The organism is Pseudomonas sp. SED1 (assembly GCF_034044025.1).
Lineage (GTDB): Bacteria > Pseudomonadota > Gammaproteobacteria > Pseudomonadales > Pseudomonadaceae > Aquipseudomonas.
In genome coordinates, this window is sequence record NZ_JAXCIS010000021.1 from 1 (window position 1) to 14,370 (window position 14,370).

Annotated in this window: 11 protein-coding genes; 1 reads left to right on the forward strand and 10 read right to left on the reverse strand. The window is 62.0% G+C overall.

The annotated features are described in order from the left end of the window. Positions 1-27: 27 nt before the first annotated feature. From SNL23_RS02655 to SNL23_RS02685, 7 genes are all read right to left on the reverse strand, one after another. Positions 28-1,038, reverse strand: coding sequence for a Gfo/Idh/MocA family protein (locus tag SNL23_RS02655; protein WP_167663850.1), 1,011 nt, complete (start codon positions 1,036-1,038; stop codon positions 28-30). Positions 1,039-1,057: 19 nt separating this feature from the next. Further along, positions 1,058-2,989 (reverse strand): 3D-(3,5/4)-trihydroxycyclohexane-1,2-dione acylhydrolase (decyclizing), encoded by a 1,932-nt coding sequence (iolD, locus tag SNL23_RS02660; RefSeq protein ID WP_318301530.1) that lies wholly within the window; start codon positions 2,987-2,989, stop codon positions 1,058-1,060. 10 nt (positions 2,990-2,999) lie between these two features. Next, entirely contained in the window at positions 3,000-3,815 is an 816-nt protein-coding gene (locus tag SNL23_RS02665; RefSeq protein WP_318301531.1) for a TIM barrel protein, read from the reverse strand. A 28-nt stretch (positions 3,816-3,843) separates the two neighbouring features. Then, the gene (locus SNL23_RS02670) at positions 3,844-5,346 is read right to left on the reverse strand and encodes a CoA-acylating methylmalonate-semialdehyde dehydrogenase (RefSeq protein WP_318301532.1); all 1,503 of its coding nucleotides are present in this window, start codon (positions 5,344-5,346) and stop codon (positions 3,844-3,846) included. Positions 5,347-5,371: 25 nt separating this feature from the next. Next, positions 5,372-6,166, reverse strand: a complete 795-nt coding sequence (iolB, locus tag SNL23_RS02675; RefSeq protein ID WP_167663854.1) for a 5-deoxy-glucuronate isomerase — start codon at positions 6,164-6,166, stop codon at positions 5,372-5,374. Further along, complete coding sequence (iolE, locus tag SNL23_RS02680) at positions 6,163-7,056, reverse strand: myo-inosose-2 dehydratase (protein WP_318301533.1); 894 nt, start codon at positions 7,054-7,056, stop codon at positions 6,163-6,165. The genes iolB and iolE overlap by 4 nt, the downstream gene beginning before the upstream one ends. 156 nt (positions 7,057-7,212) lie before the next feature. After that, the gene (locus SNL23_RS02685; RefSeq protein WP_318301534.1) at positions 7,213-9,150 is read right to left on the reverse strand and encodes a bifunctional 5-dehydro-2-deoxygluconokinase/5-dehydro-2-deoxyphosphogluconate aldolase; all 1,938 of its coding nucleotides are present in this window, start codon (positions 9,148-9,150) and stop codon (positions 7,213-7,215) included. Positions 9,151-9,453: 303 nt separating this feature from the next. Between SNL23_RS02685 and SNL23_RS02690 the strand changes: the two genes are divergently transcribed. Next, on the forward strand, positions 9,454-10,350 hold the full coding sequence (locus SNL23_RS02690) for a MurR/RpiR family transcriptional regulator (protein WP_076016234.1): 897 nt from the start codon (positions 9,454-9,456) through the stop codon (positions 10,348-10,350). 99 nt (positions 10,351-10,449) lie between these two features. Here the strand turns inward: SNL23_RS02690 and SNL23_RS02695 are convergent, their stop codons facing one another. From SNL23_RS02695 to SNL23_RS02705, 3 genes are read right to left on the reverse strand one after another with little or no spacing between them, the layout of a single operon-like run. Then, on the reverse strand, positions 10,450-12,153 hold the full coding sequence (locus SNL23_RS02695; protein ID WP_318301535.1) for an AMP-binding protein: 1,704 nt from the start codon (positions 12,151-12,153) through the stop codon (positions 10,450-10,452). Between the two features lie 31 nt (positions 12,154-12,184). Next, positions 12,185-13,483 (reverse strand): acetyl-CoA C-acetyltransferase, encoded by a 1,299-nt coding sequence (locus SNL23_RS02700; RefSeq protein ID WP_167663858.1) that lies wholly within the window; start codon positions 13,481-13,483, stop codon positions 12,185-12,187. Next, complete coding sequence (locus SNL23_RS02705) at positions 13,480-14,370, reverse strand: MaoC/PaaZ C-terminal domain-containing protein (protein ID WP_318301536.1); 891 nt, start codon at positions 14,368-14,370, stop codon at positions 13,480-13,482. The genes SNL23_RS02700 and SNL23_RS02705 overlap by 4 nt, the downstream gene beginning before the upstream one ends.

A 14,370-nucleotide genomic window follows, 5' to 3' on the forward strand; every position in this document is an offset into this window, starting at 1 on the left:
ACTGCGTTCCATCAGTGAGGGTTGTGGTTAGCCGTAGAAATGCGGACGCTCTGGCAGCCCCACTTTCACAATCTGCCCACTGTTCTGCGCCTCAATGCACGCATCCGCCGCCACCGCCGCCGCAAAACCATCCCACGCCGACGGCCCACCCACTTGCCCTGCCCTTACGCCGTCGATAAACGCCTGCAACTCAACGTCATACGCCGCGATAAACCGGTCTTTCCAATCCATCAGGATCGCGTTGGACAGCTTGGCCCCGCTGCGCATCTGCACCTGGGACGGCTCCGGCAATTTCGCAATACCGGTCTCCCCCACCACTTCGCACTGAATGTCGTAGCCGTACTGGCAGTTCACAAACACTTCCACATCGATGCGCGTGCCCTTCGCGGTTTCCAGCAGCACGATCTGCGGGTCACGCAGATGGGCCAATGCCTTGCTCGATTTACGCGGGAACACCACTTGCACCGACACATAGTCATCGGCCAGCAACCAGCGCAACACATCCAGCTCGTGGATCAAGGTGTCGGTGATCGCCATGTCGGTCTTGTAGTTCTCACCCACCGTCGGGTTGCGGTGAGCGCAGTGCAGCATCAACGGCTCGCCGATCTGGCCGCTGTCGATCACGGCTTTCAAGGCGCGATAGCCCTGGTCGTACGGGCGCATGAAACCCACCTGCACCAGGCGCTTGCCGTGGGCCACTTCGGCCTCGACGATCTTGCGGCAGCCTTCGGCAGTCACCGCCAGCGGCTTCTCGCAGAACACCGGTTTGCCGGCGGCAATCGCCGCCAACACAAATTCTTCGTGGCTCGGGCCCCAGGAGGTCACCAGCACTGCCTCGACTTGCGGCGAGTTGATCAGCGCGTGGCCGTCCGGATACACCTCGGCGGTGAGTTTCAGGTCGGAGACGACCTTGGCAGCCTGCTCAAGGTTGATGTCGGTCACGGCCACTACCTGGCTGTTGAGCAAGGTCTGGCTGCAACGACGAATGTGATCCTGGCCAATGGCGCCAGTACCGATAACACCCAACTTCAAAGACATGCAAACACTCCTCTTGTTATTAGTACTGCCGGGCCTTGGCCAAGCGTTCATTGAGTTGTTTGGCCACCGCGTCGGTGCGCTCGCTGGTGGACACCTGCGCCACACCGACTCGCCACCACGACAGGTATTTGTGGATCATGGTTTTCGGCAGGACCTTGATATCAATCAGCGTCGACACCGTTTGCGTGCGCGCATCGGCCAGCGCCGCCTGCAGCTGCTCCACGGTGTTGACCTTGTAGGTCTTGCAGCCATAGGCCGCCGCGCTCATGGCGAAGTCCACCGGCACAAAACCGCCGTCGAGCTTGCCGGTCTCGGGATTGCGGAAGCGGAACTCGGTGCCGAAGCTGTCCATGCCGTGTTCCATCTGCAGGTTGTTGATGCAGCCGAAGGTCATGTTGTCCAGCAGCACCACGTTGATCTTGCGCCGCTCCTGGATCGAGGTGGCCAGCTCCGAGTGCAGCATCATGTAGGAGCCGTCGCCCACCAGTGCGTACACCTCGCGCTCCGGCTCGGCCAGCTTGACGCCTAACGCGGCGTTGACCTCGTAACCCATGCACGAATAGCCATATTCGACGTGGTAAGTGTTCACGCCCTTGCTACGCCAGCTGCGCTGCAAGTCACCGGGCAAGCTACCGGCGGCGGCGACGATGATCGCGTCGTCGGCCAGGGTTTCGTTGAGCACACCGAGTACGCGGCTTTGGGTCAGGCAGGAACCGGTCAGCTCGATGAATTCACGCAGCACCGCCGGGTCCATGTGGTCATTGATTTCCGGGACGAAGTTTTCAGTCTGGTATTCGGCCTGGTAGATGCGATCGACCTCGACGTCCAATTGCGCCTTGGCATCCCGTGGTTGATCGCCCCAGCTGGAACGGTAGTCGCCCAAGGCTTCAGCCAGTGCTTCCAGGCCAACCTTGGCATCCGCCAGCAACTGCACGCCATCGAGTTTCAGTGCGTCGCACGGGCTGATATTGAGGTTGAGAAACTGCACCTCGGGATGCTTGAACAGTGACTTCGACGAGGTGGTGAAATCGGTATAGCGCGTGCCGATACCAATGATCAGGTCGGCCTCCGGTGCCAGCAGGTTCGCCGCCAGGCAGCCGGTTTCACCGAGGCCGCCGAGGTTCAGCGGATGGCTTGAAACCACCGCACTCTTGCCCGCCTGGGTTTCCGCGAAAGGAATGTCGAAGCGCTCGGCAAAGGCTTGCAGCGCGACATTCGCGCCGGAGTATTTGACCCCGCCGCCACACACGATCAGCGGCTTGCGCTTGCCCTTGAACGCCGCCACGGCATCCCCCAGCATCGCTTCGGTCGCCGGGCGACGGTCGATACGGTGCACGCGTTTTTGCAGGAAGTAATCCGGGTAATCCCAGGCTTCACCCTGCACGTCCTGCGGCAACGCCAGGGTCACGGCGCCGGTTTCCGCCGGGTCGGTGAGCACGCGCATGGCGTGAATCGCCGCCGTCATCAGCTGTTCCGGGCGGTTGATGCGGTCCCAGTATTTGCTGACCGCACGAAACGCGTCGTTGGTGCTGATGCTCAAGTCGTGGAACTGCTCGATCTGTTGCAGTACCGGATCGGGCTGGCGACTGGCGTAGACATCACCGGGCAACAGCAGCAGCGGAATCCGGTTGGCCGTCGCGGTCGCCGCAGCGGTCAACATATTCGCCGCGCCCGGCCCTACCGAAGAGCTGCACGCGTAGATCTTGCGGCGCAGGTGCTGCTTGGCAAAACCAATCGCCGCGTGGGCCATGCCTTGCTCGTTGCGGCCCTGATGCACCACCAGGTCGCCGCTGTCCTGCTCCAGGGCCTGGCCCAGGCCCAGCACATTACCGTGACCGAAAATCGTGAAGATACCGGCGACAAACTTGCTCTGCACACCGTCGACTTCGATGTACTGGTTATCCAGAAACTTCACCAGGGCCTGGGCCATGGTCAATCGGGTTGTGGTCATGGAGTGCCCCTTATCGTTTCTGCAGGTGGGCGATACTCGCCCCCAACGCCTGCTTGATATCTGCCAGGCCGTGCACGCTTTCGGCGAACGGTTCGAACGACAGGTAACCGCTGTAGCCGGTGCTGAGCAGAGTGTCGATCTGCGCGGCATTGCCCAGGATATCGCCCTCGCCCACCAGCACACGGTGACCGTCGCGAATCGAATTCAGCGGTGCGTCGGCATCTTCCACACCGGAGATGTGCACCAGCCCGGTCAGTTCGGGAAAGAACTCATGTTCGCTGGCCAGGTGGTGGTGGAAGGTGTCGTGCACCACGCGGAACACATCCAGCCCGCCGATGGCCTTGATCGCATCCACTGCCACGCGCTTGCGGCGCAGGGAGCATTCTTCGAACCCCAGAGGTTCGACAAAACCGAGAATCCCGTATTCCCGCAGGATCGGCGCCAGTTCGCTCAATGCAGTGCGCAAACCGGCTGCACGCTGGGCTTCGTTGCGCGGGTCGGCACGGTCGTTCAACGGGCACATCACCAACGCCTGCGCACCGCATTCGCGGGCATAGGCGGCCAGCTTGATCGCCTGGGCGCGGCGCTCGTCATTCCACACATCGAACGGGTACAGCGCGTTGATCGACAGCACGGTGATGCCGTGTACCGCGCACAGCTCGCGCACGCGGCTGGCGGGGGTGCCGTCTTCAATCTCGATGCCCTTGAGGTCGTTACGGATCTCGATGGCGTCGCATTTCAGGGTCACCGCCAGCTGGATAAAGTCCGACAGGGAAAGGCTGGGGGCGACCATGCGGTTCAGGGCAAAACGTAGAGGCGACTTCATTATTGTTGTGCTCCACACTCGAAAAAATTTACTTGGCGGTTGGCATGCTGAATTCAGGGCCCTTGGCGATGCTGTCGGGCCAGCGTTGCATCACGCTTTTGTAGCGGCTGTAAAAACGAATGCCTTCTTCACCGTAGGCATGGTGGTCGCCGAACAGCGAGCGCTTCCAGCCACCAAAGGAATGCCAGGCCATCGGCACCGGAATCGGCACGTTGATGCCGACCATGCCAACCTTGATGGTGCGGGCAAAGGCGCGGGCGATGCCGCCGTCGCTGGTGAAACACGACACGCCGTTGCCGAACTCATGGGCGTTGATCAAGGCCACGGCGCTGGCAAAATCCGCCACCCGCACAATGCCCAGCACCGGCCCGAAGATCTCTTGCTGGTAGATGCTCATCTCGGTGGTGACGTTATCGAACAAGGTCGCGCCGACGAAGAAGCCGCCCTCCGCGCCCGGTACCTTGAAGCCGCGGCCATCGACGATCAGCTTCGCGCCCTGGGCCACGCCCTGGTCGATAAAACCTTCGACCTTGGCCTTGTGCTCGGCGGTAACCAGCGGCCCCATTTCACTGTCTTTCTGCATGCCGTTGCCGACCTTCAACTGATCGATACGCGGCAGCAGTTTTTCGATCAACTGGTCACCGACATCACCCACCACCACGGCAATCGAGATTGCCATGCAGCGCTCGCCGGCCGAGCCGTAAGCCGCGCCGATCAAGGCGTCAGCCGCCTGATCCAGGTCGGCGTCCGGCATCACGATCATATGGTTCTTCGCGCCGCCCAACGCCTGCACACGCTTGCCGCGCTGAGTGGCCTGCTGGTGGATGTACTCGGCAATCGGCGTGGAGCCAACAAACGAAATCGCCTCGATGTCCGGGTGCTGCAACAGGCCGTCAACCGCGCTCTTGTCGCCCTGCACCACGTTGAACACACCGTCGGGCAGCCCGGCTTCGGTCAACAGTCGGGCCATCAGCAAACTGGCGGACGGGTCGCGCTCGGACGGCTTGAGGATGAAGCAGTTACCGGTGGCCAGCGCGATCGGGATCATCCACAGCGGCACCATCACCGGGAAGTTGAACGGCGTGATGCCGGCGCAAACGCCCAACGGCTGGCGCAGGTTCCAGTTGTCGATGCCGCCGCCAATGTTGTCGCTGAAATCGGTTTTCAAAAGATTAGGCGCGCCACAGGCGTACTCGACGATCTCGATACCACGGGTGACTTCGCCCTTGGCGTCGGAGAACACCTTGCCGTGTTCGCGGCTGATGATTTCCGCCAGTTCGTCATGGTGCTGGTCGAGCAATTCCTTGAACTTGAACAGCACCCGCGAACGGCGCAGGGACGATTGCTCGGACCACGCCGGGAAGGCTTTCAGCGCCGACGCGACGGCTTCATCGACAGTCTTCTGGCTGGCCAACCCGACGCGGGCCTGGACTTCACCGGTGGCCGGGTTGAACACATTGCTGAAGCGCTCGCTGGCGCTGTCCTGCACCTGGCCGTTGATGTAATGGCCGATTACCGGGGCGTTGCTCATTGTTCTTGTTCTCCGTCGAAAGTGCTTAAAGATCCAGCAGCCAGCTGTGCTGCGGGTCGTTATGGAAGTGCCAGGCGCGCTTGGGGCCGGCCATCACGTTCAGGTAGTAAGACTCGTAGCCATACGGCACGCTGACCGGGTGATACCCCTTGGGCACCACCACCAGATCGCTGTTTTCCACGGCCATGGCCTGGTCGATGCTGCGGTCGTCGGTGTAGACCCGCTGGAACACAAAGCCCTGGGGCGGGTTGATCTGGTGGTAATAGGTTTCTTCGAGAAAGCTCTGGTGCGGCAAGTCGTCGGTGTCGTGCTTGTGGGGCGGGTAGCTCGACGAGTGACCGGAGGGCGTGCGCACTTCCACTACCAGCAGCGAATGAGCGGGCTCGCTGTCGGGCAGGATGTCGCACACATAGCGGGTGTTGGCGCCCTTGCCGCGTACGCTGCGCTTGCATTGTTCGGGGCGAATCAGACGGGGTGCCAGGCCTGCATCGGTTGAGCCGGGAGCGGCGCAGACGGCGATCTGCACGTCGCTCAACGCGGTGACCTGGGCGTCGGTGCCCGGTGGCAGGTAGGCGGCGAAGGGAGATTTATCTTCGAAGACCGAGTGGCGATCACCGAGGTTTTCCCAGTTGAAGCCTTCGCCCTGGATATTCACCCGGCCGCTGAGCAGTACCAGGCACAGCTCTTTATCACCGGCCGTCACGGGCAAAGTTTCGCCCAGGCTCAGACGGTAGGCGGCGAAGCCCACATATTCCAGGCGCCCTTCTTCCAGGGCGACCATGGTTTGCCCGCGTTTGCTGCTTTTGACCAACAGGCTCATTGTCCAATCCTCTCATTGAGAAGCGCGCGCAGCGTGTCGTAGCCCTTCTTCGCATAGATGTAGCTCGGCGCCACGGCGGGATCCTGTTCCGCCTCCACCACCAGCCAGCCCTTGTAATTGGCGGCGAGCAGCACGTCCAGCAATGCGGCGAAGTCGATATCACCGTCACCGGGCACGGTGAAGGTGCCGTTGACGATGCAGTCCGGGAAGCTCCACATCTGGTTGCGCGCCAGTTGCACCACCGGCTTGCGCACGTCCTTGAAGTGCACGTGGCAGATGCGGTCGATGTGTTTGCGCAGCACCTCGATGGGTTCGCCACCGCCCATGTAGCAATGGCCCGAGTCGAACAGCAGGCCGACTTCCGGGCCGGTGCGGCGCATCAGTTGGTCGATGTCTTCCGGGGATTCGACGTAGGCGCCCATATGGTGGTGGTACGCCAGGCGCACGCCCTGGGACAGGGTGAAGCGCGCCAGTTCGGTGAGTTTGTCGGCGTACTCCTGCCAGGCCTGTTCGCTGTGGAAACGCGGGCGCTCCATCAGGCGTACCGGCGAACCCTGGATCGAATCGGCGACTTCGCCGTACACCAACACGTTGGCGCCGTTTTCGCGCAGCAGTTCGACGTGGCTGGCGATGGCCTCGATTTCTTCCGCCACCGAGCGCCGAGCCAGGCGGCTGGAGTACCAGCCGGAGACCAGCGCGAGGTCATACGGGCGCAAGACATCGCCAACGCCTTTGGCGTCCTTGGGGAATTTGCCGTTGAGTTCGAAACCTTCGTAGCCGATGTCCTTGCCTTCGCTGAGGGCTGTGCTCAACGGCGTTTCGCCGCCCAGGGCCGGCAGGTCGTCGTTGCTCCAGGAGATCGGGTTGATGCCAATTCGGATAGCGGGCATGGCTGCACCTATTATTGTTTTTCAGATAACGTGAAATCGGGCTTTCTGTAGGAGCGAGCTTGCTCGCGAAAAACCTGAGGACGCCGCGTTCATCCAGAATGCCAGCGTCATCGTTAACGACCTTCGCGAGCAAGCTCGCTCCCACAGTGGAATCAATTAACCGCGGGCGCTGCGCCAGGCATTAATCAGCTGTTCAAATATGCCCTGGGCTTGTTGAATCAACCCCTCATCGTCAATCTCCCCCGCCAGCCAGGCACGGCTTGGCTCCTGGAAGATCGTGCGACCCACGGCGAAACCGCGGCAGGTCTGGCTCTGGCTGGCTTGCTGGAAGCCATCGGCCAGGCATTCGGCGGAAGCGTTCAGGCCCAGCAGTACCACGCCCCGGCAGTAGGGATCGCGTTCCTGGATCAGTTCGTCGAGCTTTTTCCAGTCTGCGGCCGACTGCGCCTCGATCTTCCACCACGCCGGGTAGATACCCAGGTTGTACAGGCGCTTGAGGCTGCGGTAGAGCACGTCGGGATAGGTGGACGGATGATCCTTGGGCGGCACGATTTCCAGCAGCAACTCATGCCCGCTGACCAGGGACGCTTGATACAGGGCCTTGAGTTGAGCTTCCTGTTCCAGGCGCAGCAGCGGCTCGTCGTCGGGGTGGAATTGCACCAGGCACTTGATGATTTGCTCTTGGGGCCAGGCAATCAGGTTGCTGCCCACCGAGCGGCCGTGTTCAAAGGCCAGCGGTCGTGAGTTCTGGACTTCAACGGGACGGGCGATCCACCAGCCGCGACCGCTGGCGGCGTTCAGCGCGTCCTGGCCGAAGCGTTGATCGGCCAGAATCCCGACGTCAGCCCCGATGCCCTGCTCCGCCAGTTTGCTTTCAACCCGTTCCACGGCCTGGATAAACAGTTGCTTGAGGGCGCTGATGCGCGCCGGGTCCTGGCCGCCTTTTTGGGCCAGTTCCACCAACTGCCAGCGATGATCGAAGGCAAACACAAACAGCTGCTTCCAGGCTTTGCGCGGCACGCTGACCCGGTGCAGGCGTTGCAGCACCGCGTCCTGGTCCGGACGGGTAATCGGCACCGGGCTGTTGAACAGGTAATCGAGTTCGGCGCGGGTCGGCATCGCCGGTGCGCAGGCATGGCGCGACACCACCAGACCGCCGCAGGCATTGGCCAGCTGGGAGCAGCGCTCGTCGCTGGCGTCTTCAAGCCAGCCACTGAGGAAGCCGGACATAAAGGCATCACCGGCGCCCAGGACGTTGAGCACTTCCACCCGTACGCCAGGGTAGATCGCGCCATCTTCGAGGCGGGCCGGGATGTCGCCGTGGATCACCGTGCAGCCCTGCGGGCCAAGCTTGACCACCAGGGTTGCGGAAGTCAGGCCACGCACCGTGCGCAGTGCAGTGAGCAAATCTTCACTGCCACCGGCAATCAGGAATTCTTCTTCGGTGCCGACGATCAGGTCAAAACGCGGGAGGATTTTCTGCACATGCTGGCTGACATTCTGGTCGGCGACAAAACGGGTTTCACCGTCGGCCTTACCGGCCAGGCCCCAGAGTACCGGGCGGTAGTCGATGTCGAGCACGCGTTTGACGTTGTGTTTCTCGGCGTAGTCCAGGGCCTGGACGCTGGCCTTGTACACGCCGTCGGTGGAGAAGTGAGTGCCGGTGATCAGCAGCGCCTTGCTGGAAGCGATGAACGCTTCGCTGATGTCTTCGGCGCGCAGGGCCATGTCGGCGCAGTTCTCGCGATAGAACACCAGGGGGAAGGTTTCGCGGTCCTTGAGACCCAGCAGCACCAGGGCGGTGAGGCGTTCCGGGTCGACCTTGATGCCGCTGACATCGCAACCTTCACGGGCCAGGGACTCCAGCAGAAAACGCCCCATATGGTCGTCCCCTACCCGGCTCAACATCGCCGACTTGAGCCCCAGCCGCGCGGTGCCGAACGCGATGTTGGCGGAGGAACCGCCGAGGTACTTGGCGAAGCTTGAGACATCCTCCAGCCGTGCACCCACTTGTTGTGCGTAAAGGTCGACGCCCAGGCGTCCCAGGCAAATCAGATCCAATTGACGCCCACTGGCAAAACGAGTCTGGCCCATGCTGGCTCCTGTTATTTTTATCAGCCTGCGTGTGCCGTCGTGGTGGCGGCATACGCTCTTGGTGCAAGCAGACTAGAACGTCTGGCGACGCCAATCAATATTTATTCTATAAATATTTTTTGTGGAATATATTTTCCAATAAGCCACCATTGGCGTGTTCCAGCCACGGTGCATCGTTTCAGCTGCACCGAGGGCCGGGATGCCGAGGTATTTTTTTGCGCCTACCCTGTAGACTTGCGCACATCGACTTATTGTCTGGGGCGACTCAACGCGCCCTATAAGAACAAGCCAGAAGGATTCCCTATGTCCCAGAGCGCCCCGGAAGACGCACTCGCCAGCCCGCCGCTGAACGCCGAGCGGTTGTTGCAGCTGATCACCGATGAGTACGAGAGCCTGCCGCGCCAGCTCAAGCGCATCGCCAGCTACATGAGCCAGCAGAGCGACCGGATCATGGTCGACCGCATCAGCGACATTGCCCGGGAATGCGAAGTGCACCCATCGGCCATCGTGCGGTTTTCCCAGCGTTTCGGGTTCAGTGGCTTCAGTGAGATGCAGGCGTTGTTCCGCGAGGCCTACACCCACAAGACCACGCCGGTGCAGAACTACCAGCAGCGCATCCGCAGCATGATCGCCAACAAGTCACAGAAAGCCAGCGGCGGCGACCTGGCGCGTGAGTGCGTGAATGCCACGCTGTCGGGGATCGAACGCCTGGGGCTGGAACTGGATGACGTGGCCTTCGACAAGGCCGTGGACCTGGTGGTGAATGCCGACAATATCTACGTGGTGGGCGTGCGCCGCTCGTTCGCCGTGGCGGATTACCTGGTGTACAACCTGCAGCACACCAACAAGCGGATTCATTTGGTGTCGGGGTTGGGCGGCAGCTACCGCGAGCAGATGCGCAGCGTGCGGGCGAATGACTTGGTGATTGCCATCAGCTTTACGCCCTATGGCAAGGAAACCCAGCACTGCCTGCGGATTGCCCAGCACCATCAGGCCAAGACGCTGATTATCACCGACAGCAACCTGTCGCCCCTGGCCAAGCGGGCGAGCACGGTGTTGCTGGTGAATGAAGGCTCGTCGTTTGCGTTCAGGTCACTGAGCGCGACGCTGTGCCTGTGCCAGGCATTGTTTATTGCCGTGGCGTATCGGCTGGAATTGAAGGTCGATGAGATACATGAGCAGGTGGGATTCGACGACTGACGGCGATCATGTAGGAGCTGGCTTGCCTGCGATGGCGGTGGATCAGTGCCAGATGTACAGGCTGACACACCGTCATCGCTGGCAAGCCAGCTCCTACATTTAGCGCAGTGCCCGGCGCAGCACCTTGCCCACCGTCGTCTTGGGCAATTCTTGCGTACGAAACTCCACAAACCGCGGCACCTTGTACCCCGTCAGGTATTCCCGGCAATGCGCCAGAATCTGCTCCTGGGTCAAGCTTTGGTCCTTGCGCACCACGATGATTTTCACCCGTTCGCCGGTCACGCCATCCTCAACCCCGATCGCCGCGACTTCCGCCACGCCGGGATGCAGCGCCACCACGTCTTCGATCTCGTTGGGGTACACGTTAAACCCGGACACCAGGATCATGTCTTTCTTGCGGTCCACCAGGCGGATGAAGCCCTGCTCATTCATCACCCCGATGTCGCCGGTGGACAACCACCCTTCGGCATCCAGCACCTCGGCCGTTTCCGCCGGGCGCTTCCAGTAACCCTGCATCACCTGCGGCCCGCGTACTTGCAGTTCGCCCTGCTCGCCCAGCTCCGCCAGTTCACCGTCCTCACGAACAAACCGCACCCAAGTCGACGGCAACGGCACGCCGATGCTGCCGGTGAATTCCATCTCGCGCATGCGTGAGATGTCGATGGGGCTGATGCTCACTACCGGCGAGCACTCGGTGAGGCCGTAGCCTTCGATGATCGGCAAGCCGGTGACTTCCTTCCAGCGCTTGGCCACGGCGGTGTGGGTGGCCATGCCGCCGGCAATCACCATGCGCAAATCGGAAAAGTCCCGGGCGCAGAACTCCTTGTTTTCCAGCAGGCCATTGAACAGCGTGTTCACCCCGGCAATCCCGTTGAAACGTTCCTTGCGCAGGATCATCTGCACCCGTTTCACGTCCCGCGGGTTGGCGATCAGGATGTTGCGCCCGCCCAGGCACATGAACATCAGGCAGTTCACCGTCAGGGAAAAGATGTGGTAGAGCGGCAGCAGCGTGACGTTGGTTTCCTGCTGGTTCTGGTCGAGTTGATCACCGACCCACGCCTTGGCCTGCAACAGGTTGGCGATAATATTGCGATGGCTGAGCATCACGCCCTTGGCATCGCCGGTGGTGCCGCCGGTGTATTGCAGGAAGGCCAGGTCTTCGCGATTCATCGGCACCGCGAGATGGGTCTGCCCGCGTCCCTGCTTCAGCACCTGGTTGAAGCGCACCGCCCCCGGCAGGTTGAAGCGCGGAACCTGCTTCTGCACGCTGCGCAGGATGAAGTTCATCGCCGCGCCCTTGAAGGTGCCGAGCAGATCGCCGATGGCGGCAATCACCACACGCTTGACGGTACTTGCCGCGACCACTTTCTCTAAGGTGTGGGCGAAGTTTTCGAAGATCACAAGGGTCTCCGCTCCGCTGTCCTTGAGCAAATGCTGCAGCTCTCGGGCGGTGTAGAGCGGGTTGACGTTGACCACCACGGCGCCCGCGAGGATCGTGCCCAGCAGGCAGATCGGGTATTGCAAGCAGTTGGGCATCATCAGCGCCACCCGATCGCCCTTCTTCACGCCCTGGGCTTGCAGCCACGCGGCAAAGGCGATGCCCTGTACCTCCCAGTCGCCGTAGGTCATCTCGGTGCCGATGCTGACGTAGGCCACGCGCTCGCGAAATTTGTGCAGGTGCTCCAGGAACACCTCGCGCAACGACGGGTATTCCTCGATGCCTGCATCAATGTCTGCCGGTACGCCGGGCAGGTAAGCGTTCAACCAGAGGCGTTCGGTCTGTTCCAGGCTTACAGCGTTCATGGCAGTCTCCTTGTTGTTTTTATGGTGGGAACTACTTTTCGACAATAGCGGTAATGCCCAGCCCGCCCGCCGCGCAGATCGAAATCAAGCCACGCCCGCCGCCCCGCTGGTGAATGGCCTTGGCCAATGCCGCGAGCTGCCGGCCACCAGTGGCAGCGAATGGGTGACCGCAGCCGAGGGAGCCGCCGTTGACGTTCATTTTGGCGCGGTCGATGCTGCCCAGCGGCGCGTCGAGGCCCAGGCGGTCGCGGCAGTAATCCGGGTCTTCCCAGGCCTTGAGGGTGCACAGCACCTGGGCGGCGAAGGCTTCATGGATCTCGAACAGGTCGAAGTCGGCAAACGTCAGGCCTTCGCGCTTGAGCATGCGTGGCACGGCATAGGCCGGGGCCATCAGCAGGCCTTCGGTGCCGTCGACGAAATTCACCGCTGCGGTTTCGCCGGTTCTCAAATAGGCCAAAACCGGCAAGCCGCGTTCGGCGGCCCATTCCTCGCTGGCCAGCAACACCACTGAGGCGCCATCGGTCAGGGGCGTGGAGTTACCGGCGGTGAGTGTGCCGTTCTGGCGATCGTAGGCCGGGGACAGGCCGGCGAGTTTCTCCAGGCTGGTGTCGGCCCGCAGGTTGTTGTCCCGGGCCAGGCCGCGATACGGGCTGATCAAATCATCGAAGAAACCCTGCTTGTACGCCGCGTCCAGCCGCTGGTGGCTGGTGAGCGTCAGTTCGTCCTGGGCCAGGCGCTTGATCTGCCAACGCTTGGCCATTTCTTCGCAGTGTTCACCCATGGACAGGCCAGTGCGCGGCTCGCCATTGCGTGGCAACAGCGGCTTGAAGAACATCGACGGGCGCACGCTCATCAGTGCCTTCAACTTGGCGCCGGTACCCTTGGCGCGGTTGGCTGAAAGCAAGGTCCGACGCAGGGATTCGTTGATGCCGATGGGCGCATCGGACGTCGTGTCGGAACCACCGGCAATGCCCACTTCGATCTGCCCAAGGGCGATCTTGTTCGCCACCAGCAACGCGGCCTCCAGGCCGGTGCCACAGGCTTGTTGCAGGTCGTACGCCGGGGTTTCCGGAGACAGCGTGGTGGACAGCAGGCTTTCCCGGGCCAGGTTGAAATCCCGGGAATGCTTGATCACCGCACCGGCGGCAAACTCGCCCAGGCGCAGGCCGTGAAGGTTGTAGCGATCCACCAGGCCTTGCAGGGCAGCGACCAGCAAATCCTGGTTGCTGTCATGGGCATACACGGTATTGGAACGAGCGAACGGAATACGGTTGCCGCCGATAATCGCCACGCGGCGGGTCGGGGCCGGGTTGAAGCTGTAGTCACTCATCGAGGGTTCTCATTCCAGATAAACAGCCCACGCATATGGGGTTTGTCACCGGCGAAATTGCGCACTTCAAACTCACGACGCGCGCCGGTTGGCGGGACGTTCCACAAGGCGACCTGGCCGGGCAGGAAGATCGGCAACTTGAAGTCGCAGTGGGCTTCGGCCTGCTCCAACCCACCCGGCGGTTGCTGGGCGGCCAGTGCGCGGCCAAGGGTCCACATGCCGTGGGCGATGGCCCGGCGAAAGCCGAAGAGTTTGGCGCCGATCACCGAGGTATGAATCGGATTGAAATCCCCCGAGACCTTGGCGAAACGCCGCCCGAGGTCGGCCGGCAGCACCCAGCGTTGGGTGCGTAGCAAACCTTCCTCCTGCAACGACAGCACATCGTCCCACGGTTCGCCGACCGGGGCTTTTACGTCACGGCGCAGGTACAGGCTGTCGCTCTCCCACACCAGGGTGCCCGCACTGTAGGCGCGGGTGGCGATGCTAAGGGCCTGGCCCTTGGGATGGGCGACCCAGCGCTCGCAATACACCTCCAGCCGCAGGGCCTGGCCCGCGTCCAGGCGTTGATGCTGACGGATGCGATTGGCCAAATGCACCATGCCGCTGGCCGGGTACGGGAAGCTCGGCCGGGTCAGCAGCATCAGGTGCAGCGGGAACGCCAGCACATGGGGATAGGACAGCGGCACGCCTTGCTCACGGCGGAAACCACAGGCCCGGCCGTAGGCCGCAATCCCCTGGGCAGACAGCTCAACGGCCGACCGTACCAGGCGGTCTTTCGGTAACGTCGGCGTACCTTCCACCTTGGGTTTGCGCAGGGCCAATACCCCGTCCAGCAACAGCCGCGAGCGTGATGGCGGCGGGTCGATAATTTGTGTCACATAGTCCAT